General features: G+C 56.1%; 22 protein-coding genes and 1 tRNA gene. 7 read left to right on the forward strand and 16 right to left on the reverse strand.

Going from position 1 to position 24,294, the window contains the following annotated elements:
• The first annotated feature begins 32 nt into the window (after positions 1 to 32).
• The gene (gene epmB, locus ACX9GT_RS23140; RefSeq protein ID WP_473188901.1) at positions 33 to 1,061 is read left to right on the forward strand and encodes an EF-P beta-lysylation protein EpmB; all 1,029 of its coding nucleotides are present in this window, start codon (positions 33 to 35) and stop codon (positions 1,059 to 1,061) included.
• Between the two features lie 58 nt (positions 1,062 to 1,119).
• Here epmB and ACX9GT_RS23145 read toward each other — a convergent pair whose 3' ends face one another.
• From ACX9GT_RS23145 to ACX9GT_RS23165, 5 genes are all read right to left on the reverse strand, one after another.
• Positions 1,120 to 1,464 carry a DUF4156 domain-containing protein gene (locus tag ACX9GT_RS23145; RefSeq protein ID WP_473188902.1) on the reverse strand — a complete coding sequence of 115 codons (345 nt, stop codon included), beginning with the start codon at positions 1,462 to 1,464 and terminating at the stop codon, positions 1,120 to 1,122.
• A 229-nt stretch (positions 1,465 to 1,693) separates the two neighbouring features.
• The gene (locus ACX9GT_RS23150) at positions 1,694 to 3,304 is read right to left on the reverse strand and encodes a methyl-accepting chemotaxis protein (RefSeq protein WP_473188903.1); all 1,611 of its coding nucleotides are present in this window, start codon (positions 3,302 to 3,304) and stop codon (positions 1,694 to 1,696) included.
• A gap of 209 nt (positions 3,305 to 3,513) precedes the next feature.
• Positions 3,514 to 5,157 (reverse strand): chaperonin GroEL, encoded by a 1,644-nt coding sequence (groL, locus tag ACX9GT_RS23155; RefSeq protein WP_459400962.1) that lies wholly within the window; start codon positions 5,155 to 5,157, stop codon positions 3,514 to 3,516.
• 44 nt (positions 5,158 to 5,201) lie between these two features.
• Entirely contained in the window at positions 5,202 to 5,498 is a 297-nt protein-coding gene (locus tag ACX9GT_RS23160; RefSeq protein WP_076943083.1) for a co-chaperone GroES, read from the reverse strand.
• A 199-nt stretch (positions 5,499 to 5,697) separates the two neighbouring features.
• A complete protein-coding gene (locus tag ACX9GT_RS23165) occupies positions 5,698 to 6,189 on the reverse strand; it encodes an FxsA family protein (protein ID WP_473188904.1) in 492 nt (163 codons plus the stop codon).
• Positions 6,190 to 6,537: 348 nt separating this feature from the next.
• Between ACX9GT_RS23165 and aspA the strand changes: the two genes are divergently transcribed.
• The 6 genes from aspA (at position 6,538) to ACX9GT_RS23195 (ending at position 12,395) form a co-directional block, all read left to right on the forward strand.
• Complete coding sequence (gene aspA, locus ACX9GT_RS23170; protein ID WP_473188905.1) at positions 6,538 to 7,974, forward strand: aspartate ammonia-lyase; 1,437 nt, start codon at positions 6,538 to 6,540, stop codon at positions 7,972 to 7,974.
• Between the two features lie 123 nt (positions 7,975 to 8,097).
• Complete coding sequence (locus tag ACX9GT_RS23175; protein WP_473188906.1) at positions 8,098 to 9,399, forward strand: anaerobic C4-dicarboxylate transporter; 1,302 nt, start codon at positions 8,098 to 8,100, stop codon at positions 9,397 to 9,399.
• A 126-nt stretch (positions 9,400 to 9,525) separates the two neighbouring features.
• Positions 9,526 to 9,849, forward strand: coding sequence for a divalent cation tolerance protein CutA (gene cutA, locus ACX9GT_RS23180; RefSeq protein WP_459400958.1), 324 nt, complete (start codon positions 9,526 to 9,528; stop codon positions 9,847 to 9,849).
• Positions 9,825 to 11,528, forward strand: coding sequence for a protein-disulfide reductase DsbD (locus ACX9GT_RS23185; protein WP_473188907.1), 1,704 nt, complete (start codon positions 9,825 to 9,827; stop codon positions 11,526 to 11,528). The genes cutA and ACX9GT_RS23185 overlap by 25 nt, the downstream gene beginning before the upstream one ends.
• A 73-nt stretch (positions 11,529 to 11,601) precedes the next feature.
• Positions 11,602 to 12,177, forward strand: coding sequence for a transcriptional regulator (locus tag ACX9GT_RS23190; protein ID WP_473188908.1), 576 nt, complete (start codon positions 11,602 to 11,604; stop codon positions 12,175 to 12,177).
• Between the two features lie 142 nt (positions 12,178 to 12,319).
• A tRNA-Phe gene (locus ACX9GT_RS23195) sits at positions 12,320 to 12,395 on the forward strand.
• 218 nt (positions 12,396 to 12,613) lie between these two features.
• Here the strand turns inward: ACX9GT_RS23195 and ACX9GT_RS23200 are convergent.
• The 11 genes from ACX9GT_RS23200 to ACX9GT_RS23250 form a co-directional block, all read right to left on the reverse strand.
• Positions 12,614 to 13,054, reverse strand: coding sequence for a site-specific integrase (locus tag ACX9GT_RS23200; protein WP_473188909.1), 441 nt, complete (start codon positions 13,052 to 13,054; stop codon positions 12,614 to 12,616).
• On the reverse strand, positions 13,029 to 13,310 hold the full coding sequence (locus ACX9GT_RS23205; protein ID WP_473188910.1) for a hypothetical protein: 282 nt from the start codon (positions 13,308 to 13,310) through the stop codon (positions 13,029 to 13,031). The genes ACX9GT_RS23200 and ACX9GT_RS23205 overlap by 26 nt, the downstream gene beginning before the upstream one ends.
• A 30-nt stretch (positions 13,311 to 13,340) precedes the next feature.
• Complete coding sequence (locus tag ACX9GT_RS23210) at positions 13,341 to 13,976, reverse strand: SANT/Myb-like DNA-binding domain-containing protein (protein WP_473188911.1); 636 nt, start codon at positions 13,974 to 13,976, stop codon at positions 13,341 to 13,343.
• Between the two features lie 32 nt (positions 13,977 to 14,008).
• On the reverse strand, positions 14,009 to 14,455 hold the full coding sequence (gene tssE, locus ACX9GT_RS23215; protein WP_473188912.1) for a type VI secretion system baseplate subunit TssE: 447 nt from the start codon (positions 14,453 to 14,455) through the stop codon (positions 14,009 to 14,011).
• A gap of 3 nt (positions 14,456 to 14,458) precedes the next feature.
• Positions 14,459 to 14,995 carry a type VI secretion system lipoprotein TssJ gene (tssJ, locus tag ACX9GT_RS23220; protein WP_473188913.1) on the reverse strand — a complete coding sequence of 179 codons (537 nt, stop codon included), beginning with the start codon at positions 14,993 to 14,995 and terminating at the stop codon, positions 14,459 to 14,461.
• Positions 14,976 to 16,073, reverse strand: a complete 1,098-nt coding sequence (tssG, locus tag ACX9GT_RS23225; protein WP_473188914.1) for a type VI secretion system baseplate subunit TssG — start codon at positions 16,071 to 16,073, stop codon at positions 14,976 to 14,978. The genes tssJ and tssG overlap by 20 nt, the downstream gene beginning before the upstream one ends.
• Positions 16,037 to 17,800, reverse strand: a complete 1,764-nt coding sequence (tssF, locus tag ACX9GT_RS23230) for a type VI secretion system baseplate subunit TssF (RefSeq protein ID WP_473188915.1) — start codon at positions 17,798 to 17,800, stop codon at positions 16,037 to 16,039. Before tssF ends, tssG begins: the two co-directional genes overlap by 37 nt.
• Positions 17,788 to 18,543 (reverse strand): hypothetical protein, encoded by a 756-nt coding sequence (locus tag ACX9GT_RS23235; protein WP_473188916.1) that lies wholly within the window; start codon positions 18,541 to 18,543, stop codon positions 17,788 to 17,790. Before ACX9GT_RS23235 ends, tssF begins: the two co-directional genes overlap by 13 nt.
• A gap of 101 nt (positions 18,544 to 18,644) precedes the next feature.
• Positions 18,645 to 19,661, reverse strand: a complete 1,017-nt coding sequence (locus tag ACX9GT_RS23240; protein WP_473188917.1) for an AcrVA2 family anti-CRISPR protein — start codon at positions 19,659 to 19,661, stop codon at positions 18,645 to 18,647.
• A 6-nt stretch (positions 19,662 to 19,667) separates the two neighbouring features.
• Positions 19,668 to 23,066, reverse strand: a complete 3,399-nt coding sequence (locus ACX9GT_RS23245) for an ImcF-related family protein (RefSeq protein WP_473188918.1) — start codon at positions 23,064 to 23,066, stop codon at positions 19,668 to 19,670.
• Positions 23,063 to 24,292: a hypothetical protein gene (locus ACX9GT_RS23250; RefSeq protein ID WP_473188919.1), complete on the reverse strand. Its 1,230-nt coding sequence runs from the start codon at positions 24,290 to 24,292 to the stop codon at positions 23,063 to 23,065. Before ACX9GT_RS23250 ends, ACX9GT_RS23245 begins: the two co-directional genes overlap by 4 nt.
• Positions 24,293 to 24,294 lie beyond the last annotated feature (2 nt).

A 24,294-nucleotide genomic window follows, 5' to 3' on the forward strand; every position in this document is an offset into this window, starting at 1 on the left:
AATATTTATTTAACTGGTAGCTTAGCCAAAAAATGGCACACATTGTAACCCAAAACACGGCGGATAGAGAAGATTGGTTGCATCAACTCGCCGATGTTATTACCGATCCCGATGAATTGCTGCATCTTTTATCACTGAATACGCACCCGGAACTGCCGCAGGGGCGCGATGCCCGCCGCCTGTTTGCCCTGCGGGTGCCGCGCGCCTTTGCCGCACGCATGCGGCCCGGCGATGCCAATGACCCGCTACTGCTGCAAGTGTTGACCGCTCGCGAAGAGTTTATCACGGCCCCTGGCTTCACCACCGATCCGCTGGATGAACAGCGCAGCGTGGTGCCGGGCCTGCTGCACAAGTATCGCAACCGCGCCCTGCTGCTGGTAAAAGGCGGCTGTGCGGTCAATTGCCGCTACTGCTTTCGCCGCCATTTCCCGTACCAGGATAATCAGGGGAACAAAGCGAACTGGCGCCAGGCGCTGGAGTATATTCGCCTGCATCCGGAACTGGATGAAATCATTTTCTCCGGTGGCGATCCGCTGATGGCTAAAGATCACGAACTGAGCTGGCTGATCGCTGAGCTGGAAGCCATTCCACACCTGAAACGCCTGCGCATTCATACCCGCTTGCCCGTGGTGATCCCTGCGCGCATTACTGCCGAGCTGTGCCAACGGCTGTCGGCGTCGCGCCTACAGGTGCTGATGGTGACGCATATCAACCATGCCAACGAGATCGACCAGGAGCTGCGCGCCAGCATGGCACAACTCCGCAGCGCGGGCGTTACCCTGCTGAACCAGAGCGTGCTGCTGCGCGGCATCAACGACCATGCCGACACGCTGGCCACCCTGAGTAATGCGCTGTTTGATGCCGGGATCTTGCCCTACTATCTTCACGTACTGGACAGGGTTCAGGGAGCCGCCCATTTTATGGTCAGCGACGACGAAGCGCGCGTGATTATGAAAGGTCTGCTGAGCCAAGTTTCTGGCTATCTGGTGCCACGCCTGGCGCGTGAAGTTGGCGGGGAGCCAAGCAAAACGCCGTTGGACCTGCGCCTGGTGCAAAGCTGATCAAAAAGAGGAATGCCTAGGCACTCCTCTCAATCTTATGCACGGCACCCCACCCGCATTATGGGCACTTATACACTTGGCCAATCATTTTGCTGTCGAGCGGTGCAAAACTCGAAAGCAGGTTCTGGCTTGGGCTGTTCGCACCGTAAATCACGTTGCCGCCCATTTCCGCTGCCTTGTTACGCAGATCGTTGGCTGCGCCACGCAGAGAACTGCCTTCACCACCGGTACCCGAGAGCCAGTTGCTCTGCGAGCCAGTCACTTCGCCCATCAACTGGCATTCTGCTGGCGGTTTGGTGTCGGTGAATTTGATTTGCTGACCTGCGGCGGTCAGTTCATTGGAGCTGCTGCAACCTGCCAGCAGCAACGCCGCTGATAGACCCAGTAAGGCTTTAATCCGCATCTTGTTCCCCATATGATGTTGATAATGAGCAAAAGCTTATCAGAAGGGTGGCTCTATACCCAACGCTGGGTATATCTCTTAAACATCGTTGCCACTCATGCCTGGTCAACGCTTTAAGCGACAGCCGATGAGGATCCAGTTTACACGCTAAATCAGCTCGGTCTGCAAAAATATCATCCAATACAGTGCGGCAGCGCTCGCAAAATCAAAACCCGCTTTACATTAAAAATCAGACCCAATCGGCTTCCAGCGCCTCTTTTCCGGCTATACGCGTTGGCGTGGCCTGCAACCGAGTCTCCAGCAGTTGGAATACCGCTACCGCCTGCTCTTCCACATTGGCCGCCGTCGTCGCCACTTGCTCCACCAGCGCCGCATTCTGCTGAGTCACCTGATCCATCTGGGTGATAGCCACGCCAACCTGCACCACCCCTTTACTTTGCTCTTCAGAAGCGCAGGTGATATTTTCCATGATGACCGTGGCCTTATCCACCGAACTGACAATATCTGCCATGGTATTACCCGCTTTTTCAACCAGTTGCACGCCCTCGGCGACATCATTGGCGACCCCCATCACCAGAGTGCTGATCTCCTTCGCCGATAAGGCACAGCGCTGTGCCAGATTGCGCACTTCACCCGCTACCACGGCAAAACCACGCCCCTGTTCACCAGCGCGTGCCGCTTCCACCGCAGCATTCAACGCCAGAATATTGGTCTGGAAAGCGATGCTATCAATCACATTGATGATGTCGCCCACTTTCTGCGCGCTGTTGCTGATCACCTGCATTTTGCTGACCACGCTGCCCATGATTTCGCCCCCTTCGCGGGCAATATTGGCGGTCTGGTTAATCATGCCAGAGGCCTGATTGGCGTTATCCGCGTTCTGCTGCACCGTCGCCGTGATCTGCTCCATGCTGGCGGCGGTTTCGGTCAACGCACTGGCCTGCTGTTCGGTACGGCTGGAAAGATCGGTATTACCCGCTGCGATCTCCTGCGTTCCCAGATTGATGGATTCGACACCATCACGTACCTGTTGAACGGTTTCCGTCAACTCGCGCTGCATTCTTTGCAGGCTGGCAAACAGTTGCCCGATTTCATTGCTGTTTTTTACTTCGATCACCTCACGCAGATCGCCACTGCCGATCTTTTGCAGATGTTCAGATATCTGCTGGAGCGGCAGCACCAAGCGGTGACGAAAACCGCGATGAACCCACAGGAATAACCCGGTAATCGCCACCAGCGTGCCTGCCAGTAAACGGATGAACAACTGCTGGTTTTGCTGCGCACTGCTGAGTGCAGCGCGATGATTGGCCTGGGTAGCAGCCATGTAGTCGGCGAACTGGCTGTCCAGATTTTGCCGCGCCTGGCGTTTCTCTGCGGCTAACTGGTGTAACTCACCGAGTAGTGCAGCCACCGGCGTGGTTTCCACCAGCGCGATTTCACGCTTTAACATGGTTTGCTGCCCCAGATAGGCTTTTTTCATCGCCTCACCCAGCTCTGGGTTGGTCAAGGTCAGCCCCGGAATGGTCCAGTACAAATCGAAGGCGCGATCGGCAGTACCTAACTCATTACGCGCATCTGCCAGCCCCTGTTGGATATCAGCCCGATCGGCGTTCATCATCAGTTCGAACGCCAGGTTGTCGATCAGCGTCTGCGTCTGCAACAACGCCTTCCAGCTGCGGTTAAGAGCGGCCTCTTCTTCTGACAGCGTTCCCATGGTACGGATATTCTGGCCATTCTGGTTGATAAAGTAGAAAGCGATGGTACTGGTTCCCATCGGCATCAGCCCCAATAACGCCAGGATCAGTATCAGCCAGGTGGCTATTTTCATATTTTTCAGCATGCATCCTCTCCATTAACATCAAGCGCAACAAGCGACCGCCCTTTCATCGATATGGTTAATATCGGTCTGCTGGAGAAAGTGTTTATGCCGAAGAGAAAATAAACTGATAGTCACTGACATTATTAGGGTTACTGGCGATTTGAAGGATAAAAAAACCCCAGCCATATTACTGGCCGGGGTTTTCTAGCACACGGAAGTGTGGGGGAGGATTACATCATGCCGCCCATGCCACCCATGCCGCCCATACCGGCAGCGCCCATGTCGCCTTTATCATCTTTCGGCAGATCGGTAATCATGCACTCGGTGGTGATCATCAGGCCAGCCACAGAGGCCGCGTACTGCAAAGCAGAACGGGTCACTTTGGTTGGATCCAGGATACCCATCGCGATCATGTCGCCGTATTCTTCGGTGTAAGCGTTGTAGCCGTAGCTGCCTTCGCCCGCTTTCACGTTGTTGGCGATCACAGAGGCTTCTTCACCGGCGTTGATCACGATCTGACGCAGTGGAGATTCCATCGCACGCAGGGCAACTTTGATACCCACGTTCTGATCTTCGTTGTCGCCTTTCAGGTTAGCGATTTTACCCGCTACGCGGATCAGCGCGACGCCACCACCGGCAACCACACCTTCTTCAACCGCAGCACGGGTCGCGTGCAGGGCATCTTCAACGCGGGCTTTCTTCTCTTTCATTTCAACTTCAGTAGCTGCGCCAACTTTGATAACGGCAACGCCGCCAGCCAGTTTAGCAACACGCTCTTGCAGTTTTTCACGATCGTAATCAGAGGTCGCTTCTTCGATCTGCTGACGGATCTGAGTCACGCGGCCCTGAATGGTTTTCTCGTCGCCCACGCCATCGATGATGATGGTGGTGTCTTTGTTGATCACGATGCGTTTTGCCTGGCCCAGATCTTCCAGGGTGGCTTTTTCCAGCTCCAGACCGATCTCTTCAGAGATCACGGTACCGGCAGTCAGAGTGGCGATGTCTTGCAGCATGGCTTTACGGCGATCGCCGAAGCCCGGTGCTTTAACCGCAGCCACTTTCACGATGCCACGCATGGTGTTAACCACCAGAGTCGCCAGCGCTTCGCCTTCAACATCTTCAGCGATGATCAGCAATGGTTTACCGGCTTTAGCAACCGCTTCCAGCACGGGCAGCATTTCGCGAATGTTGGAGATTTTTTTATCAGCCAGCAGGATGAACGGGCTTTCCAGTTCGATAGAACCGGTTTCTGGCTTGTTGATGAAGTAAGGAGACAGGTAGCCGCGATCGAACTGCATACCTTCCACTACGTCCAGCTCGTCTTGCAGACCGGTGCCTTCTTCAACGGTGATAACGCCTTCTTTACCCACTTTTTCCATGGCTTCTGCAATCAGTTTACCCACGGTTTCGTCGGAGTTTGCAGAGATGGTGCCTACCTGAGCGATCGCTTTAGAATCAGAGCAAGGCACAGACAGTTTTTTCAGTTCTTCCACTGCGGCGATAACCGCTTTATCGATACCGCGCTTCAGATCCATTGGGTTCATACCGGCAGCCACAGCTTTCAGGCCTTCGGTGATGATGGATTGTGCCAGTACGGTGGCAGTGGTGGTACCGTCGCCCGCAGCGTCGTTCGCTTTAGAGGCAACTTCTTTCACCATTTGTGCACCCATGTTTTCGAACTTGTCTTCCAGTTCGATTTCACGAGCAACAGATACGCCATCTTTGGTGATGGAAGGAGCGCCGAAGGATTTATCCAGCACTACGTTGCGGCCTTTCGGGCCCAGGGTCACTTTTACTGCATCAGCAAGAACATTCACACCGCGGAGCATCTTCACGCGAGCATCATTGCCAAATTTTACGTCTTTAGCTGCCATTGGTATTTCCCTTCAACTCGTTCAGTTCAGAAAGATATAAAGCGTTATTTCGCTTCCACAATTGCCAGAATGTCGCTTTCGGACATGATCAACACTTCTTCATTGTCGATCTTCTCTGCTTTCACGCCGTAACCGTCGTTGAAAATTACGATGTCGCCTACTTTCACATCCAGCGGCTGAATGCTGCCGCTTTCCAGAACACGTCCTTTACCGACGGCTACCACTTCACCACGAGTGGATTTACCCGCTGCAGAGCCAGTCAGAACGATGCCGCCAGCAGATTTTGATTCAACTTCTTTGCGCTTGACGATAACGCGGTCATGCAATGGACGAATACTCATTGAACGCTCTCCTGTAAGAAGGTCTCTATCAGATTTAGGGTTGTTCACCGGATTATTGATACCGGCTCCGTGGGATTTGAAATGGGGGCGTTCCATCCCTCTTCAAGGGGCAAGATCAAAAAAATTTTCTTTTTGAGGGAGGAAATTGCTGGCACTGCTAGCAAAAACGCGGCCAAGGTGGCCGCGTTTGGGGGATCCATCAGCGATCGTTGGGTTTGTCACGCTCGTCCGGCTGGTGATCCAGCGTGTAGCGCTCGTCGTCCTTGCGCTGGAACTCGCCGTCGAAGGTATTGCCATTGGCAGCACCGCCGCTCTGGCCCCAGCCTGCCGGGCGATAAACGGAAAGATGCGGCATCAGTTTCAGCGTCAGGGATTTCTGCACTGGCGGCAGCAACAGCAGCAAGCCGAGGAAATCGGTGAAAAACCCCGGCACCAGCAGCAAGAACCCCGCCAGCACCAGAGAAACACTTTTCACCATCTCTGCCGCCGGGCTTTCACCCGCCGCCAGCTTTTGCTGCAACTGCATAAAGGTTTTCATGCCCTGATTGCGTACCAGAGAAACCCCTACGCAGGAGGTAAATACCACCAGCAACAGGGTCGTCGCCACGCCAAGCACGGCGGAAACTTTGATAAATAACGATATTTCGATGTAAGCCAGCAGAAATATCAACAGTAACGGTAACCAGCGCACCGTATTCTCCTATCAGTAGAGTCAGCATACCCACCCGGTGGTGCATACGCGAAAAATGGAGCCCGTAGCAGGCTAACCCTTTTAGAATGGGGGCTTCCTGCGGTTATTTCAACCTGACAAATTTTTTATTACTAAACTCATTAAGCGTGAAACAGATCACAGAACTCAAAAGCTCTAGTTTTCTGAAACACCAGATAGTGATCTGCGTTCATTCATTTATTACGAAACAGCATATGATCTGGGTAGTAACAATCGATGCGGTCAATACTTCCGCACTTGAAGCTCTCGGCAACATAACTCCGTTATTAAGCAAATAATTAATTCGGCAGCAACATAGAGAAGGTTCTCATGTCAAACAACATTCGTATCGAAGAAGACCTGTTAGGAACACGTGAAGTACCCGCAGAAGCCTACTATGGTATTCATACTCTGCGTGCGATTGAAAACTTCTATATCAGCAACAGTAAAATCAGTGACGTTCCTGAGTTTGTTCGCGGCATGGTCATGGTAAAAAAAGCCGCGGCACTGGCCAATAAAGAGCTAAAAACCATTCCGCGCAAGATTGCCGATACCATCATCCAGGCCTGTGATGAAGTGTTGGACAAAGGCAAATGCATGGACCAATTCCCGGTGGATGTGTTTCAGGGCGGTGCGGGCACCTCGCTGAACATGAACACCAACGAAGTGTTGGCGAATATCGGCTTGGAGCTGATGGGCCACCAGAAGGGTGAATATCAATACCTCAACCCGAACGATCATCTCAACAAATGCCAGTCGACCAACGATGCCTACCCGACTGGCTTCCGTATCGCGGTCTATGCATCCAACCAGAAACTGATCGACGCCATCAACCAACTGCGCGAAGGCTTTGACCGCAAATCCAAAGAGTTCGAAACCATCCTGAAAATGGGTCGTACCCAGTTGCAAGATGCGGTTCCGATGACCTTGGGCCAGGAATTCCGCGCGTTCAGCGTGCTGTTGAATGAAGAAACCCGCAACCTGCACCGCACGGCGGAACTGCTGCTGGAAGTCAACTTAGGTGCTACGGCGATCGGTACTGCGCTCAACACCCCGGAAGGTTACCAGCAATTGGCCGTGCAGAAGCTGGCGGAAGTCAGTAGCCTGGCGGTGGTTCCGGCCGAAGATCTGATCGAAGCCACCTCTGACTGCGGTGCTTACGTGATGGTACACAGTGCGCTGAAGCGCCTGGCGGTAAAACTTTCCAAGATCTGTAACGACCTGCGCCTGCTCTCTTCCGGCCCGCGCTCTGGCCTGAATGAAATCAACCTGCCGGAACTGCAGGCTGGCTCTTCCATCATGCCAGCCAAAGTGAATCCGGTGATCCCGGAAGTGGTGAACCAGGTTTGCTTTAAGGTGATTGGCAACGATATCTGCGTTACCATGGCAGCCGAAGCGGGTCAGTTGCAGTTGAACGTGATGGAACCGGTGATTGGTCAGGCAATGTTTGAGTCAATCCACATTCTGACCAACGCCTGCTACAACCTGCTGGAAAAATGCATTAACGGTATTACCGCGAATAAAGAAGTGTGTGAGCACTACGTGTTCAACTCTATCGGTATCGTGACCTATCTGAACCCATTCATTGGCCACCATAATGGTGACATTGTCGGTAAGATTTGTGCCGAAACCGGTAAGAGCGTGCGTGAAGTGGTGCTGGAGCGCGGGTTGCTGACCGAAGCTGAGCTGGATGACATTTTCTCTGTGGAGAACCTGATGCACCCGGCCTATAAAGCGAAACGTTATACAGATGAAAACGAACAATAATAGACACATCCGGTAGCCTGAAAGGCACGCTCATCCTTTGGATAGCGTGCCTTTTTTCTTTCTGGCTTCCACAACTTATTAACTTTTAGTCTTCATAAATCTTCATTTTAAGGGGTAAACACTATGTTAGCAGTGGAGTTAGTGATCGTTCTGCTTGCCATCTTCCTGGGTGCCAGGTTAGGCGGCATCGGGATTGGCTTTGCCGGGGGTCTTGGGGTGCTGGTGCTGGCGATGATTGGCGTCAAACCCGGCAGTATTCCTTTCGACGTTATTTCTATCATTATGGCGGTGATTGCCGCGATCGCCGCGATGCAGGTTGCCGGTGGGATGGATTATCTGGTGCAGCAAACCGAAAAGCTGCTGCGCAAGAACCCAAAATACATCACCATTCTGGCACCGATCGTCACCTATTTTCTGACCATCTTCGCCGGTACCGGTAATATCTCCCTCTCTGCGCTGCCGGTGATTGCCGAAGTGGCCAAAGAACAGGGCATCAAGCCTTGCCGCCCGCTGTCTACCGCCGTGGTTTCTGCGCAGATTGCCATTACCGCCTCGCCTATCTCTGCGGCCGTGGTGTATATGTCTTCAGTGATGGAAGGCCACGGCGTGAGCTATCTGCACATGCTGATGGTGGTGATCCCCTCCACCTTCCTTGCCGTATTGCTGATGTCGCTGCTGGTCACCTTGCTGTTTGACTCCAAACTGTCTGACGACCCGATCTATCAAAAACGCTTTGAAGAAGGCTTGGTGACCCTGCGTGGTGATCAGGTTCTGGAGATCAAACCGCGGGCAAAAATGTCGGTACTGCTGTTCCTGGCTGGCGTACTGTGCGTGGTGGCTTACGCCATCATCAACAGCCCAAGCATGGGCCTGGTAGCCACACCGCTGATGAACACCACCAACGCCATTCTGATCATCATGCTGAGCGTGGCTACCCTGACCACCATTCTGTGCCGCGTCGACACCGATCTGGTGTTGAACTCCAGCACGTTTAAAGCCGGGATGAGCGCCTGTATCTGTATTCTGGGCGTTGCCTGGTTGGGTGATACCTTCGTGCAGGCCAACCTTGACTGGATCAAAGAGACTGCGGGCACCGTAATCCAATCGCACCCTTGGCTGCTGGCGGTGATCTTCTTCTTCTGTTCTGCGCTGCTGTACTCTCAGGCTGCTACCGCCAAGGCGCTGATGCCGATGGCGCTGGCGCTGAACGTCACCCCGCTGACCGCCATCGCTTCCTTTGCCGCCGTTTCCGGCCTGTTCATTCTGCCAACCTACCCAACGCTGGTGGCGGCAGTACAGATGGACGATACCGGCACCACGCGCATCGGGCGCTTTGTGTTTAACCACCCGTTCTTCATTCCCGGCACCATGGGCGTGGTGTTCGCGGTGGTGTTCGGCTTCCTGATTGGCAGCGTTATTCTGTAATCCTCAGGCGGGGCTACGGCCCCGCTTTTCCCGTCTCATTTCCCCATCGGTGATAAACTCGCCTTCTAGCCAACCTGGCTTCAGGGTATAGTGCCCTGTTGATAATCTGGTTGAGAGGGGCTGAAAATGTCCGATTGCGAAGCTATCGTCATACTCTGTACCACACCCGATGAAGCGACCGCGCAAGACCTGGCGGCACGCGTACTGGGAGAAAAACTGGCGGCCTGCGCCACCATGCTGCCCGGCGCATCCTCGCTATATTACTGGGAAGGGAAACTGGAGCAGGAATATGAAGTACAGATGCTGTTCAAAAGCGATCGCCAACATCAGCAAGCCCTGCTCGCCTACCTGAAACAACATCACCCGTATCAAACCCCCGAGTTGTTGGTGCTGCCGGTGATGGCTGGAGATAAAGATTACCTGTCATGGATCAACGCCTCATTAAACTGATATTGCTGCTTTGCAGCCTGTTTTTCCTGCCGCAAACGGTGCAGGCCTCGCTGTTTGGCCAAAGCGGCGGTAAGCCGTTCGTGCCTGTCGATCAGGCATTCACCTTCGATTTTAAACAGCAAGGTAACCAGTTGACCCTGAACTGGCAGATCCGGCCGGGTTATTACCTGTATCGTCAGCAAATCAAACTGGTTGCGCAGCAGGCAACGCTCGGCAAGTTTGAACTGCCCGCCGGGCTGGGCCACAAAGACGAGTTCTTTGGCGAGACGGCGATTTTCAAACAGCAACTGACGCTGAACATTCCGCTGTTGCAGGCAGACGCCAACGGCAGCCTGAGCGTGACTTATCAGGGCTGTGCCGAGGCCGGTTTCTGTTATCCACCGGAAACCCGCGTTATTCCGCTGGATGCGGTGGTGGCGGCTACTCAGGCACCCACACCGACCGAGATCGAACAGGCCAGCCGACCGTTCTCACCGCTGTGGGCTTTGCTGCTGGGTATCGGCATTGCTTTCACCCCTTGCGTATTACCGATGTACCCGCTGATTTCCGCCATTATTCTCGGCCGTGAACGGCCGCACAGCAGCGGGCGCATTTTGGTGTTGGCGGTGGTGTATGTGCAAGGGATGGCGCTGACCTACACCTTGCTCGGCCTGGTGGTTGCCGCCGCCGGGTTGCAGTTTCAAGCCGCGCTGCAACACCCTTATGTGCTGATCGGACTATCGCTGCTGTTTGTCGCCCTGGCTTTCTCCATGTTTGGCTGCTATTCGCTGCAACTGCCCTCTTCTCTGCAAACGCGGTTGGCAAACTGGAGTAATACCCAACAAGGCGGATCGCTGGCGGGCGTGTTCGCGATGGGCGCATTGGCAGGGCTGATCTGCTCTCCCTGCACCACCGCACCACTCAGCGCCATCCTGCTGTATATCGCCCAGAGCGGTAATATGTGGGCCGGTGGCGGCACCCTGTATCTTTATGCCGTGGGAATGGGCATTCCGCTGGTGCTCGTGACGCTGTTTGGTAACCGCCTGTTGCCACGCAACGGCCCATGGATGCAATACGTTAAAGAAGCCTTTGGCTTTGTGATCCTGGCACTGCCGGTGTTCCTGCTGGAACGGGTGATCGGTGATGTTTGGGGCTTGCGGCTGTGGAGCCTGCTCGGCGTAGCATTCTTTGGCTGGGCGTTCGTGCTGAGCCTGAAATCATCCCGCGGTTGGGCGCGCATCATGCAGTTAGTGCTATTGGTCGCACTGGTGATCGCCGCCCGTCCGTTGCAGGATTGGGCCTTTGGCACATCTGCATCATCACAGCAGGCCAATCAGCCACACCTGAACTTTACCCGTATTAATAATATTGAGCAGCTTAACCTGGCGCTACGGCAGGCACAGGGAAAACCGGTTATGCTGGATCTGTATGCAGACTGGTGCGTTGCCTGCAAAGAGTTTGAAAAATATACCTTCAGCGATCCGGCAGTGCAGGCGCAATTGGCTAATACTTTGTTATTGCAGGCCGACGTGACCGCCAATAATGCCGAGCAGGTGGCATTACTCAAACATTTGCAGGTGCTTGGCCTGCCCACCATCCTGTTTTTTAACCAGGCCGGTGAGGAACTACCGGCCGCCCGCGTGACCGGGTTTATGGATGCATCGGCGTTCAGCGCACACTTGCAGCAAACAGTGCGCTAACCGTAATCGCTTTCACGCTGTCGTAAAGACGACGGATAGAGTGAGTTGAGAACCATTTTTGGAGGGAGCACAAATGCAACGTGAGCAGGTTCTAGATACCGCCCTGGAGCTGTTGGAAAAGCAGGGCCTGGCGACCACCACCTTGGAAATGCTGGCAGAAAAGTTAGGTGCGCAGCTTAGCGCCATGAAACCGTTCTGGCCGGATCGTGAAGCGTTGCTGTATGACTGCCTGCGCTATCACGGCCAACAGATTGATACCTGGCGCCGCCAGTTGCTGCTTGATGAAACCCTGAGCCCACAGCAAAAGCTGGTGGCACGTTATGATGTGCTGGCCGAACATGTAAGCAATGATCGCTACCCTGGCTGCCTGTTTATTGCTGCCTGCAGTTTCTTCCCGGCTGCCGACCATCCGATCCATCAACTGGCGGAACAGCAGAAACAAGCCTCGCTGGATTTCACCCGTAACCTATTGCGCGAAATGGAAGCCGACGATGCGGATGCAGTGGCGCAGCAAATGGAACTGGTGCAAGAAGGCTGCTTGAGCAAACTGCTGATAAAACGGCAATTACAGGATGTTTCCGTTGCCAAGCGGTTGGCCGAGGATATCTTGAAAATCGCCCAGTGCCGCAAGTTCGGGGCGCTGAGTTGAGAAAATAGCGCGCTCCGATCTTGGTCACAAAGGCCGAGTTCTGCGCGCTTTGACTGAAAAGCCAGCAGTTGACGCTGTTTTCATATTTTTTGCCACAAAGCCGTTGACGCCGCACGGCCAATACGGTTTAATGCGCCCCGTTGCCCGGATAGCTCAGTCGGTAGAGCAGGGGATTGAAAATCCCCGTGTCCTTGGTTCGATTCCGAGTCCGGGCACCACTTTTTCACTTTGCAAAGTTTCTGGTTTTGCGCTTAAGAAGCAATTAGGGACTGTGTAAAAAGACAGAACTGAACCGTTCACTGTTTTTCCTGAGTCTAATTTTTTTGCAGTTGAACATAAGGTTTTAGTCAAAGGCTGAGTCTGTTAGCGCAGAGCTCGGCTTTTTTGCGTCCGAGTGTTACCAAATTTATTTATGATGTCAATTCTTTACTGATCATCATCTTGGCTTCTTGCTTCTTCGTCGCTGTATCTCCTCCTGCATTACATCCCCCAGAAACGCCGTGTCATCCTCAATGTATTCCATCGTCGATTGCAGGCTCGAATGCCCCAGCAAATTCTGCACATGCTTGATATTGCGATCCGGAGACTTCATCAGGTTCGTCGCCACCGTGTGCCGAAAACAGTGTGGGGACGCGGTAAAATTCATCAGCTTTGACAAACGACGGAAAAATGATCGTAACGGCACCTCCGTCATCCTCTCCGGGTATTTTTTACGTAACCGGGGAACAAACCGCCCAACATTGAACAACTGCGCATCCGGCAACGCATGACGCTGCAGGCTCTCTTCTATCACTCGTACCATCCATGGCCGCAGTTCTTCAATGATGGGAACCCGATGTTCATTGTGGTTTTTACATCCCCCTGTCCAGATCCACATCCATAAGACGGATATGCAGCAACTGGTTTTGCCGTATCCCCGTGGTATCCAGCAATTGCACGACGGCCATCCAGAACCAGCAAGGCAGCAAAGTATTCGGCCGCCCCAGCAAGGGCATTTTGCCGGCAGCCTCCTCCTCGCATAACACCATCAAATGTGACAAGGTTCGATTGATTTGCGTATTCTCAATGGTCTTTTTCCTCTTTTTCCCTTCCCGCACCAGTTTGCCGTTAAACGGATTTTTCTTCTGGGGCACCAGATCTCGCTCTATCGCAAAGCATTTAAATCACTCTCGGCGTTTCTTAGCCTTCTCTTTGGCTCGCTTGACCGAACCCAGGCTACGGCCAGGAAATAATTTCACCAACGCGGAAGAGGGCAAATCCAGATGTTTCTCCAGCCGTTTTTTTTCCTTCTCACTCCAGATCATCGGCGCTATTCCCTCATCGCTTCCCCCACAGAACTTCACCCCCAACTTCTTTGCTTTCAGCTTAACAGCACCTGGGGTTCTACCCGGCAGTTTTTCGGCAACCTTAACCCCTAGATGGGGATAAAACCGTTTCAAAATGTCGAACTCCTCTGCCTGCCAGCTTCGGCTGCTGGTGACCTTGACTCCCAAGCTCTTGGCCATGGTATAGATGGTGTCTCGCGTTCTCCCCGGCAACAACTGGCTGACATGGGTTATCCCTGCTCCGGTCGCATACTGCGTTCGGATGATCATCTTCTCCTTTTCAGTCCAAAGAACTGAATGACGTTGAGTACAGCCAAGCGAATGGGCGGCCAAACGGATGGCCACGGCGGTACGGCCAAGTTGCCGGGCAATCTCAGCCGTGGGCATGGAGCCATAATGGGTTTCAACAAACTGCAGGTCAGTCAACGTCCATCCGGTGCGGTGATTCCTGCCTTTCTTTCGCGGTTCATTCATCCGTTGGCCTTCTGTTGCTCCTTGACCCGGCGTTAATCCGATAAGCGTGCAAGCGCCTGTGGGTGTTTAAGATGACGGATCAGTACTTTGCCTTCCTGTGTCAGCGTGGTGCCGAACGTCACCACACCCACACCTTCCAACTCCACGTCCAGATGATACTCCAACTGCCCAGGCAGGATTTCGGGCAACAGGGTGACCGCTACACCGGTCAGACGCGGTTCATACGTCAGCAACGTCTGGGAAAGCGTGACCATCAGACTGTGGGCCGAGCCGGGCATCCCTTGCAAAATGTCACTCATGTCTGGCAGGCCATAATCCGGCAAGTGGCTGAGCGTGCCCGCCCGGCTGTTCAGAATGCGTCGCACATTGTCCAGCACCGATAAAATAACCTGGTCAGGTTCACTGACCTGCTGCAGGTGCAGTTCACCGCTAACGTGTTGCATCAACGTCTCATACAGCGACAATGTCCGACTGCGCATCCCTTACTCCTTCAGCGGTTGCAGTTTGAGGGTGTTATCACCCAGCTCTATCACCCGGGCACGATCGGGCTCCAGTTGTTCACGGGGGATCACCAGCCGCCAGGTGTTCTTTGCCGTGTCCGGCATCCTGAACATCCCGACCACCGCCACAAATTTCGCGTCTTTATCCAGCGTCATGTCCAGCGTCGCTCCGTCCCCCGGTTTTACCACCACCTCACGCCAGGCCAGCAGGTCAGCCTGCAGCAGGGCATCGCCCTCGTTCAGCACGCCCTGATAGGTGGCCTTCTCCAGCGCTTTGCTGTCACGCAACTGGTAGACCCGTACCATTGTCGGCACCGATAACGCCGTCATATCCTCGTCGTCCCGGTTCAACGCCGCACGCCCGGTAAAATCCAGTCTCAGGGTGGTGATCTGCTTGTAGAAAACTGATTTGGTGGCCGACTTGGTCCCCTCCACCACGCTTTGTGTCAGACCACAGCCACTCAGCAGCGCAACGGCCACGACAAGGGCAAGAGGTGACTTAAAAGCGGTAATTGACATACTGACTCTCCCTGTTTTTGGTATTGAGGTGTAATCCCTGATAACGGCCCAGACTGACCGTGATGCTGTCCGGCAGTGCAGCCGGGGGCGGCGACATCCCGACGCCCAGTATACCGGTCAACCCCAGCAGTACCCGAGGTTCACCCAGCACCGGAGCCGGTAAACTGTGGGTCGGCAGTCGCAGCTGCAATCGGGCATTGCAACGCCACCCCAGATACACCCGCAGCAGCACCAGCAAATCCTGGTGTAACTGCCCGCCCGGCAACCAACCTTGGGCTTCTGCCGTGTCCTCGGTACTCAGCAACAGTAATAACTGGCTGTTGACATCAATCCCGGTGTCGCCCAATACCGCCCCCTGAGACAGACTCACCGAGGGGATTTTCGACAGGCTGGCCGGCTGGGCCAGTCGGATTTTTTGCGGGCAGTGCGGTGTCACCGTCGCCACGGTGTTCGGGGCAAGCAGCTTGACCAGCGCCACCACCCCTTCCGCCGTGCGGGTCGGCAGACGCATCACCCCAAGCAGCGCCAGGAAACGGGACACCGGGGTGGCAATATGGTTGGCGGTACCGGGAATACCCAGACCAATCAGCCCCAGCAGGCATTGTGAGGTGGCGTCAGTCCCGCCCGACACAAAGGTGGCCGGGTAGGAGTATTTACGCCAGATACGATAGAACTGGGTGAAAATCCGGTGGTTGAAGATATCGAGGAACGCCTCAATCGCTTCATGTCCTTCCCGACGCTGGGCAATGTCATCCAGATACGACGTCGGTAACGGGGAATCCACCCCGTACAAGCCGAGAAAGGTGGTACGCACGGTGGCCGGCCGTTCGGGATGATCCGGATCGGTTTCCAGTGCCTTCAGTTCACTGACCGGGAACCCCATGCCGGGGTGCGGCCGAAAGCGCACCGGATCATCCGCCGGGTGGGCGGTACTGCCCAGCGGCGGGTTGTCCGGCAGCGCCTGCTCCAGTAACTGGCAGAATCGGTAGACATTGGCATACGACATCCGCCCGGCCAGGGCTTCAACAAACCCGCTGTTTTTCAGCCGGGTATGCGCTGACTGTGGTTCTCTTTCCATCGCAGACAGGTCCCTGACGGTTGCAGTATCAGCGTAAGCTGGTTAAACAAATGAATATCGGCGTACAGCGCAAAGAAGCGGCTGAGCATCTCGCCAAACAAGCTGATGTCCCCTTCGCCGGCAAAGCCGTTGCTGTCGAGGGTAACTTCAATGTCCACACCCCGCAGCAGGAAGCCTCTTTCAAAGCGCTGTATCAGATGGTGTTTGACATCGACAATCGCCGCCAGACGGCGACGGTTCATCTCATTCTCCGTCCAGTCGTACAGCGCCAGCGTGCCGCGCAACACCTCGGCATTGTCCATCATCGGCAGGAAGTTCGACCCCAGATGACTCAATATCCGCCAGTGGAAACGGTCACGATTCGGGGGATAACAGGGCATAGTCGGCTGGCACAGATTGCGTACCTTCAGGCCGCTCTGGGCGAACGGCACCACCGTATCGAGCAGGGTACTCTGCAACGCGGTGCGCGGCAGTTGGCCGTTGGTGCCCGTCAGCGTCAGCGACAGGCTTTCATCGGTACCGAGTTTGTCGCTGTCAAACGCCTCGCCCCCGAGGATCAGCCAGGTATCGTGCAATCCGTTCACACCGCGTTTGACGCGGGTATGGAAATAACGCTCCGGGGCCTCGGAACGCAACATGCCGCCCTTATGGCGGAAACTGCTGAACGGGACGTAATGCTGATGCCCGGTATGTTTGGACGAGGTCACGCTGTTGACCGAATAGATTTCGGTATGCCCGTCCTGCAGGCGCATTGGGCGCAGCAGGTAATCGCTCTCCAGCGGCGAAAGCGTCAACGGGTCGGCCTCCAACTGGAACAGATTGATCACCGGCACACAGTGCAGACGGATATTGTCGGTATTGAACGGCAAATCATGGGGCCACAGGGTGTCCAGCACCACATCCACTTCAAACCAGGGCATGCCCTGAGGGAATGCCGATGACGCCAGCCCGTTGAGGGCCACAAACATGAACTTCTCGCGGAAGGTAAAATACTCCAGTAGCAGTTGATAACCACTGAACGCGCTCTCTCCTTTTGGCCACAGCCCGTCCTGCTCGCCAAACCCCAATGGAGAGAAGTGCCCGTCCAGGCGCTGGCGATCGGTTTGCCCGGGGAGCCGCAGGTACAGCGTCTGCGCCTGCAGCGTGAACGCCCGGTGCAGTGCGCAGGCCACCGGCGCATCAGCATTCAGGTACAGCGGCAGACGGCTTAAATCCGTCTGGCTCCAGTCAGTCAACGCCCCGCAGGCAAACCGCAGCCGAATGACCGATCGCCCGTCAGGCTCGGTAGCCATGCCTGCCGAGGCCACGCTGAGCGGTGTCAGCGTCATCTCCTGGGTAGTGGTATAGCGGCAGCGGGTCTGGTGCGCGCCCACCGGTTGTGACATCACCTCAAACCCGCGCCCGAGGTTTTCACTGTGTTTCATCTGTTGCCGATCGGGCGTCAGTTCTATAATCGACAACGAGGGAATGGTGCGCAGGTAATGCGGCCACAGCAGGCTGACCAGCCCTTCGGTCAGCTCGGGCAAATCATCATCCAGCTTTTCCCGCAGCCGCCCCATCAGGAAAGCAAAACCCTCAAACAGGCGTTCGACATAGGGGTCACTGGCCCCCACCTTGTCCAGGTTCAGCATCGCCGCCCGATCCGGGTGGGCCTGGGCGAACTCTTTACCGGCTTCACGCAGGTAGCGCATTTCGGCCTCGAAATAGCGCAGGGTTAAATCTTCCATAAACGCCTCAATAATAATACGCCGGTGGCGATGGCCAATGTTGGCATGATGTCACGCGCTCGCAGAGTGATGTTGACAGACAGGGCGTCCGGTAAGGGACTTTCAAGGGAACGTGTTCGACAGCTTTCCTGCAGATAAGGCGAGAAATCAGCCAAAAATGCGCGGACATGATGGAGGTCACTGATATTTTTCGCACAAAGATAGGCACCCCAACCTCCCATCCAAAGATAGAATGCAAAGAAAGCCAACGCGATAACCTGCTGTTTTTTATCCCCTGTCGGCACCGTGATTTCTGACCATGTCAACGTCCCTCCCAACCAGGTTGCTCCGGCGAGAATGATAAAACAGACTACCCATGTCACCCACTGCCGTATAAAGGTGGTTTGACTGAGCAACACCTCTTGTGAGGTGATCTTCAGGATATGGGTATAACCCAAGAAAGCCTTAAGCCGGGGATCCGAGATCGCCAAATCCTCTCGCGAAATAAACGATAACAAGGCCTGGCAGACTGAAAGCGGATAACAGAGCCCAATCTGCTCGCACAGGGCTTTAAATTTGAGCCGGTCAAAATCCGTCATGGGCTTCTTTTTTTGTAGCAACGCCATCTCGTTGAACACCCGAAGACGTGTGTCACTGTCAGTGCGGTCAAAACGACTTTTACGTTTTTCCCTAAACCACTTGAGCCCGGTGGTAAGCAAGCCACTGACAACAGCAGTTATGATTGTATCGACAATTTCAGTCATCACCGTATCGCACTCCATCCCTGATTAGGGTCCATTTCTCCACACAACACCGCTGCCCGTAGCGGATCCAGCGTCACCCGTCCACTCAGCAGACGCAGCGGCTATTTAAGGTAGCGCACCACGGCCTGCAAGGCCTCGTCATCCTGGGCGTTCACCACCACCGGAGCCACCCATTTGACACTGTACTGACGCTCGGCGTCGGCCTGTTTCGGCCCCCGCCAAAAACCATGCCAGTGCGCCCGACGAATATGTGGCCGCACCTTGCGTCCGGTGTGACCGGCAGACGCCGCCGTCGACGACGTCGACCAGACCCCCAACTGACGCAGAGCCGCCCCGACCCGTGGGCCTACGGCCAGGATTTCGGGATTGGGTGGGGCAAAAAAACGCGGACCCTGCCGCCGGACCTGCTTGGGTTCAGGCCGCAGCGGAGCTTGGCGGTCCCCCCAGTCAGCCCCCTCCGAACAGAGATAAAACAGCAGCGGCAGAATAGCCTGCCAAAAGGCGCGGGTCGTTCCTTCTGGTACCTCGGCCAATAATGGCCCCAGCGGATCAGACAGAGGCAGCACCACTGTGGCCATCGGGATCTCGCCAGTTCGGGGCGACGGGGTGGCCGAGACCACCATGGCCAGCAGTTCCGCCGTCCAATCTTCACTGGCAGGGTCTGTCAGGGTAATAAACACCCCGTCAGCAAACAGCCCATCCCCTTCAAACAGCGGTAACGGCACGCTTTCCGCCGGGAGTTCCAGATACAACCCCCAGAACGGCAAACGGCACAGCAGCGAACCGGGCAGATCCTCGCTCAACCCGGTCTTCTGCAGCGCATCCCACAGATCGCCATCACAACGCACAATGGATTTCCCGGTGCGCCAGGCAGCAATCGTCATAAACGCCACATGTGGCTGATCACGCTTCAGGGAGGCTTTCGACAGCATACCGGTGTCGGGGATCGGATGCCGCTGCAGGTAGTCGTTCAACCAGCCATTGCACTGTGCAAAACTCATAAAACACCAGGGTTGTGACGGGTCGGGCTTACGCCAACTGTCCAGCGTTTTGAACACCGCCGGATTCGGGTCGGCAATGGAATAAAATGCCCGTTGAGCCAGATGCAGGGTCTTCATTCCGGGTTACTCCTCGATCGGGTTATCCACTGTGTCAGCCCCAGACTGCGGCGCGGCTTCGGCCTGGACATCAAAAATCTGCGTTGGCAGGGTAAAGCCACGCAGTTTCAGCAACGCCAGCGGGCCGCGCCCCAGTTCGGTGCGCATATTCCAGGTCAGTGGCGTCCCGTCCGGGGTGTTCAGGATCAGACGATAACGGGTGTCACCGTCATCCAGCGGCGTGATGGCGGCCTTTTCCAGCAGACGGATCAGCCCCCAGTTACCCTGTTCATCGGCAAACAAATTGGCCCCGCCGTTGACGCTGGTCCAGGTCAACATCACCCCCGGCTTATCTGTGGCCCCCGGCCAGTTAAAACTCTGCCAGCTTTCCATCTGGTTGAAGTAACGCAACTTCTGTCCATCCAGATTGAAGGTGGTTTCCACCACGTCACGCACCGGCTTGCCCATCAGTTCAAAACGGATCCCCATGCCGCCATCGGTATACAGAATATCGGCCAACTGACTCAGCTGATTGACCGCTTGCAGGAACGCCGGATTGAAACGCAATCCTTGGCTGTTCACCTTGTCCGGCACCCACAGGTTACCTTCCTTGTGCAGCACGCCCCCCAACTGGCGGGTCAGGAACTGGTCGATCCGCCCCGAATCCGCCCGGATAAACTGCCCCAGCATCGGCAACGAGGCATCGCTGCGCGTCGCGGCAAACGGGTAGCGCCCGTCAAAGGCCGCACGCCAACTGGTGACGATCGAGGCCTGCCACTGGCTGTTCAGGCTGGCAGCAGACGGTTGCAGGACGGTCTGCCAGGCCTGGTTCAACGGTTGCACAAACAGGGTCTGGCCAAAGTTGCGCCATTCCGATCCCAGACTGGCGGCGATCAGGCTGCCGTACTCCTGGGTATCAGTCAGATCGACGCTCTTACCCTCAAACACCGTCTGCGCCAGTATCTGGGTCATTTCCTGCGGATCGTTGGCGTTCGCCACCTGCTGCAGCTTGAGACGTACCCGAGTCAGGCGGGTCAGGAAGGTTTGCAGACTGAGTGAGCTGTCGGCGGTCATCACCCCGGTGGTATTGCCTTTGCCCATCAGGGTCAGTAGTGGACCGAAGGTGCCATCCAGTGGGCCGGTCGGCCCCTCACTGCCCTGGTCAATCGCCGGTCGTTTGTCCTTATGCAGCAGGTTCTGTGCGGACTTCACCAGCGAATCCGACAGCGCCTCGCTGCGCGCGCCGGTCTGCCCCTGGTAAGCCAGGGTATTCATCAGCGCAATCAATGGGGACTGCCGTACATCGCCCATCAGGGTGAGTTGGTCGGTCACGTCAGACAGGTTGGCGGCCTTGTTCAGCCGCAGACTGTTGAGGAAGTTGAGCCAGGCATTGCTGAAATCACTGAAATAGCGCTCGGTCAACCGGGCCTTCAGGGCTTCTGGCGACACATCGTCAGACACCGGATGCTGGCTGTCACTCAGCACCCAGTCAATCTCTTCGCGCCGTGCGGTCGCGGCCGTCTCAATGGCTTTTTGCACCTGTCCTTCCCAGGCCTGACGGGTAAACATCCCCGGCACCACTTCCTGAGTGGTAAACAGCGCCTGGGCATCGGTATCCCCGACCATCTGAGCCAACGTCAGATCGGCATAGTTGTTGGCCACCGACTGCAACATTTTCTGATATAACGCGCCATCGGCATTACGCCGCCCCATCTGCCGGAGCAACAATTGCCGCACCTGGGCCACCAGGGCCGCATCCGGCTTGATATGCCACTCGGGATGGGTAGCCAGATTGCGGGCATAAAAGCCCCATAAATCCGGGGCCACGGCCTGCCAGACGCCCGGCGACACGCCCGTGCGGGCGGTGTCGTTCTCGGCCAGCACGCGGAGCAGGAACTCGGTCTCGACTTTCTCCGGCCGCGCCATCATCAGGTAGGCCTTGAGTTGATCATACCCCTTAGGCCCCAGCGCGATACGCTCCTGGGTTTCAGGCGGCAGCGCGGCCAGCTTGCTGAGTTGTTGGTGCAATTTGGCCGCCGCCCCATCACGGATCAACCGGTTGTTGGCCTGCGTAAAATGCGGCCACAGGGCATTCAGCAATGCCTCGTTCTGGCTCAACCCAAAACGCTGATACCAGGGGGTGCCGTATTCAACACGAAATTGCAGACGCTCCAGTTCCGTCTGTACCTGCCGCAACGCCAGTAATTGCTCATCCGGGGCCGCCTGCTGTTGAATGGCCGCCAGTTGCGCCTGCGCGGTCACCATTTGCTGACGGTTGGTCAAGAACGACAGCAGACTGCCCGCCCCCCACAACAACATCAGCCCCAGCAGACCAGCATACGCACTCTGTTCCCAGGAGAACCCGACACGACGGCCCCGGGCGCGGTTATCCTCAAGAACGCCCTGCCAGACCGGGTCGGGTAACCAGCCATGTGGCGAGCCGTCTTCGGTTTTAGCCACCGGCAGGCTGAACATCAGGCCACGCAACGCCAACGCCGGGGAGAAGTCACGCAATAACGGGGTCAAAGCCCGTGACCAGTGGTCAATTCCCCGTTGCACCAGGGTCTGGGACAGGCGCAACAGATAATCATGTGTGATGTTTTCCCGCATCTGTGCGATCCCCTCACGGCGCAACGGGGTCACCAGGGTCTGCAGATGCCCGGCCATCTGCTCTGGCGTGCAGCGTGAGGGCAACAGACAGCCCACCGACTGGGTCGGCCGTTCCCACTGTGGCCAGTCACTGTCAACCACCTGCCACAGGTACAGCGGAGCCTGCCAGTGCCAGCGCTGGCCCTGTTGCTGGAACTGACGCCAGGCGTTGTCCAGGGCGGTAGACTTCTGGCTTTGTGCTTCAGTCAGTGCCCAGACAATCCCGTCCAGCGGACGACGGCGACGCAACGTGCGCAATATTCGGTGCAATGGCTCCGCCAGTTCGTCCTGTGGGCGTCCTCCCCACAGCAACAGGGTATGACGCCCTTCCAGCCAATGTTGCGTGGTCAGGCCCGGCACCAGTGCCTCAACCTGTTCGAGTTCCCCTACGACCAGCAGAATGCGGGTCTTGCGCCGCCAGAAAAAGCCCTGGCGTTGGCGCAGGTGCCGGCGCATCCCGTCAAACGCCGTGGACGCTTCAGACACCGGCACCGCGTCAGGGATATCCTTATGGTCGTCCCCTTTCAGGGCGTGTCGCTGTACTTCATAGGCCTGGCGACCGGCGCGGCGAACCACTGCGTAATAGACGCCCATCAGCATCAGGACGAGACACGCGACGCCAGGCACGCCCCATTGCCAGTAACGGTGGGCATCACCGCCAGGGGTAAGGCCCAGCAGGCCCGGCTCGCGCCGGAGCAACCAGCTCAGGACGGCGGTAATCAGTAGTACAACCACGGCCAGTGGCCAGAAGTAAGAACGGGTCCAGGTACGCGTCACTGCGTTATCTCCTGCGGGGATAAAGGGGGGGAAATCACGGTACTCCATACGCCAGTCTCAGGCGCTGATACTCCACTGAAGATAAACTGGGGTTTCTGTGTCAACTGAGCAGCCTGTGTGGCCGCAGCAATGGCCAGCCAGGGGGTTACACAGCCGGGCTGCCCCAACGAGGCCCCCAGATCGTAAATTCCCTGCTCACGCGTCACCGAAAACGCCACCGTTTCCATCACCGTGCTGAGCAAGGCCGTATTCTCATCGCGCAGGCCAGAAAGCCACACATGGCTGATTGATTCGGGAGACATCGGCACCCAGTCCAACGCCTGACGGGTGGCGTATTCCAGCCGGGCCTCGGAGGCGAACTCCGGGCGGTGCAGATACGCCAGCGGGGAGAGTGCGGTCTGGGTCAAGCGGTTGCCGAAAATCAGCCCGACGGTCGATTCGGCAGTCATCTCAGGTTGCTGGGGATGGATCTGCAGCGCCACCACAACCAACAGCGCTGCTTCATGAATATGGTTGTCCAGCCAGTCATCCACCCCTGACAATCCCACACCATCAATCCGGCTCATTGGGTGGGTAATACCCGCATCGTCCCAGGCGGTTTGCCATACCTGCTGCAATGCCTCGTCAGATAACGCGGTACTCGATTCGACAATCAGCTTTAGAGGAACGGTTTCGTCCAGAGGGGCTAACGTTTCAGCAAGCTTCATGAATACGGAAAATAGCAGACGTTGTGTTAGCGCTTCCGATGACTCACCCTCAAACTGCGACAACTGGCTATGCCGCACTGCCGCCTGACCTTGCCAGGAGGGTTGTGATAGCAAGGCGCTTTCATTGTGCATCAGGGACGAAAGCTGCATATCCGAATCTTGTTCATTGCGGTGTGCCGTGTGCAATACCGCCCCCAACACCTGCAACGAGCGGCGGCCCTGTCGGGTCTGCTGTAGCAACACCTGCCAACGCTGCGCATCCCAGCCATCGGCCAACAGATGCTGGCCGATATACACCAGCCAGCGCCCCGCCGCCAACAGGCCCCAGCCCAGAGCGGGGATCCCCAACGCCAGTGACCAGAACAGCAGCGGTTGACGGGCGAGTGACTCTCCGCCCCATAACACCGTTACCACCACCCCGACCAGCAGGAAACAGGGGAACACACCCAGCCAGCGCCACCAACGGGGAGACACCGGACGCGGGGCCAATCCGGGCAGACGATCCAATCTGACGGGCATAA

The organism is Serratia sp. YWN4, from assembly GCF_055790845.1.

Coding starts and splice junctions, on each gene's coding strand:
- epmB (WP_473188901.1), top strand. CDS start 33: ATGGCACACATTGTAACCCAAAACACGGCGGATAGAGAAGATTGGTTG.
- ACX9GT_RS23145 (WP_473188902.1), bottom strand. CDS start 1,464: ATGCGGATTAAAGCCTTACTGGGTCTATCAGCGGCGTTGCTGCTGGCA.
- ACX9GT_RS23150 (WP_473188903.1), bottom strand. CDS start 3,304: ATGCTGAAAAATATGAAAATAGCCACCTGGCTGATACTGATCCTGGCG.
- groL (WP_459400962.1), bottom strand. CDS start 5,157: ATGGCAGCTAAAGACGTAAAATTTGGCAATGATGCTCGCGTGAAGATG.
- ACX9GT_RS23160 (WP_076943083.1), bottom strand. CDS start 5,498: ATGAGTATTCGTCCATTGCATGACCGCGTTATCGTCAAGCGCAAAGAA.
- aspA (WP_473188905.1), top strand. CDS start 6,538: ATGTCAAACAACATTCGTATCGAAGAAGACCTGTTAGGAACACGTGAA.
- ACX9GT_RS23175 (WP_473188906.1), top strand. CDS start 8,098: ATGTTAGCAGTGGAGTTAGTGATCGTTCTGCTTGCCATCTTCCTGGGT.
- cutA (WP_459400958.1), top strand. CDS start 9,526: ATGTCCGATTGCGAAGCTATCGTCATACTCTGTACCACACCCGATGAA.
- ACX9GT_RS23185 (WP_473188907.1), top strand. CDS start 9,825: ATGGATCAACGCCTCATTAAACTGATATTGCTGCTTTGCAGCCTGTTT.
- ACX9GT_RS23190 (WP_473188908.1), top strand. CDS start 11,602: ATGCAACGTGAGCAGGTTCTAGATACCGCCCTGGAGCTGTTGGAAAAG.
- ACX9GT_RS23200 (WP_473188909.1), bottom strand. CDS start 13,054: ATGTGGATCTGGACAGGGGGATGTAAAAACCACAATGAACATCGGGTT.
- ACX9GT_RS23210 (WP_473188911.1), bottom strand. CDS start 13,976: ATGAATGAACCGCGAAAGAAAGGCAGGAATCACCGCACCGGATGGACG.
- tssE (WP_473188912.1), bottom strand. CDS start 14,455: ATGCGCAGTCGGACATTGTCGCTGTATGAGACGTTGATGCAACACGTT.
- tssJ (WP_473188913.1), bottom strand. CDS start 14,995: ATGTCAATTACCGCTTTTAAGTCACCTCTTGCCCTTGTCGTGGCCGTT.
- tssG (WP_473188914.1), bottom strand. CDS start 16,073: ATGGAAAGAGAACCACAGTCAGCGCATACCCGGCTGAAAAACAGCGGG.
- tssF (WP_473188915.1), bottom strand. CDS start 17,800: ATGGAAGATTTAACCCTGCGCTATTTCGAGGCCGAAATGCGCTACCTG.
- ACX9GT_RS23235 (WP_473188916.1), bottom strand. CDS start 18,543: ATGACTGAAATTGTCGATACAATCATAACTGCTGTTGTCAGTGGCTTG.
- ACX9GT_RS23240 (WP_473188917.1), bottom strand. CDS start 19,661: ATGAAGACCCTGCATCTGGCTCAACGGGCATTTTATTCCATTGCCGAC.
- ACX9GT_RS23250 (WP_473188919.1), bottom strand. CDS start 24,292: ATGCCCGTCAGATTGGATCGTCTGCCCGGATTGGCCCCGCGTCCGGTG.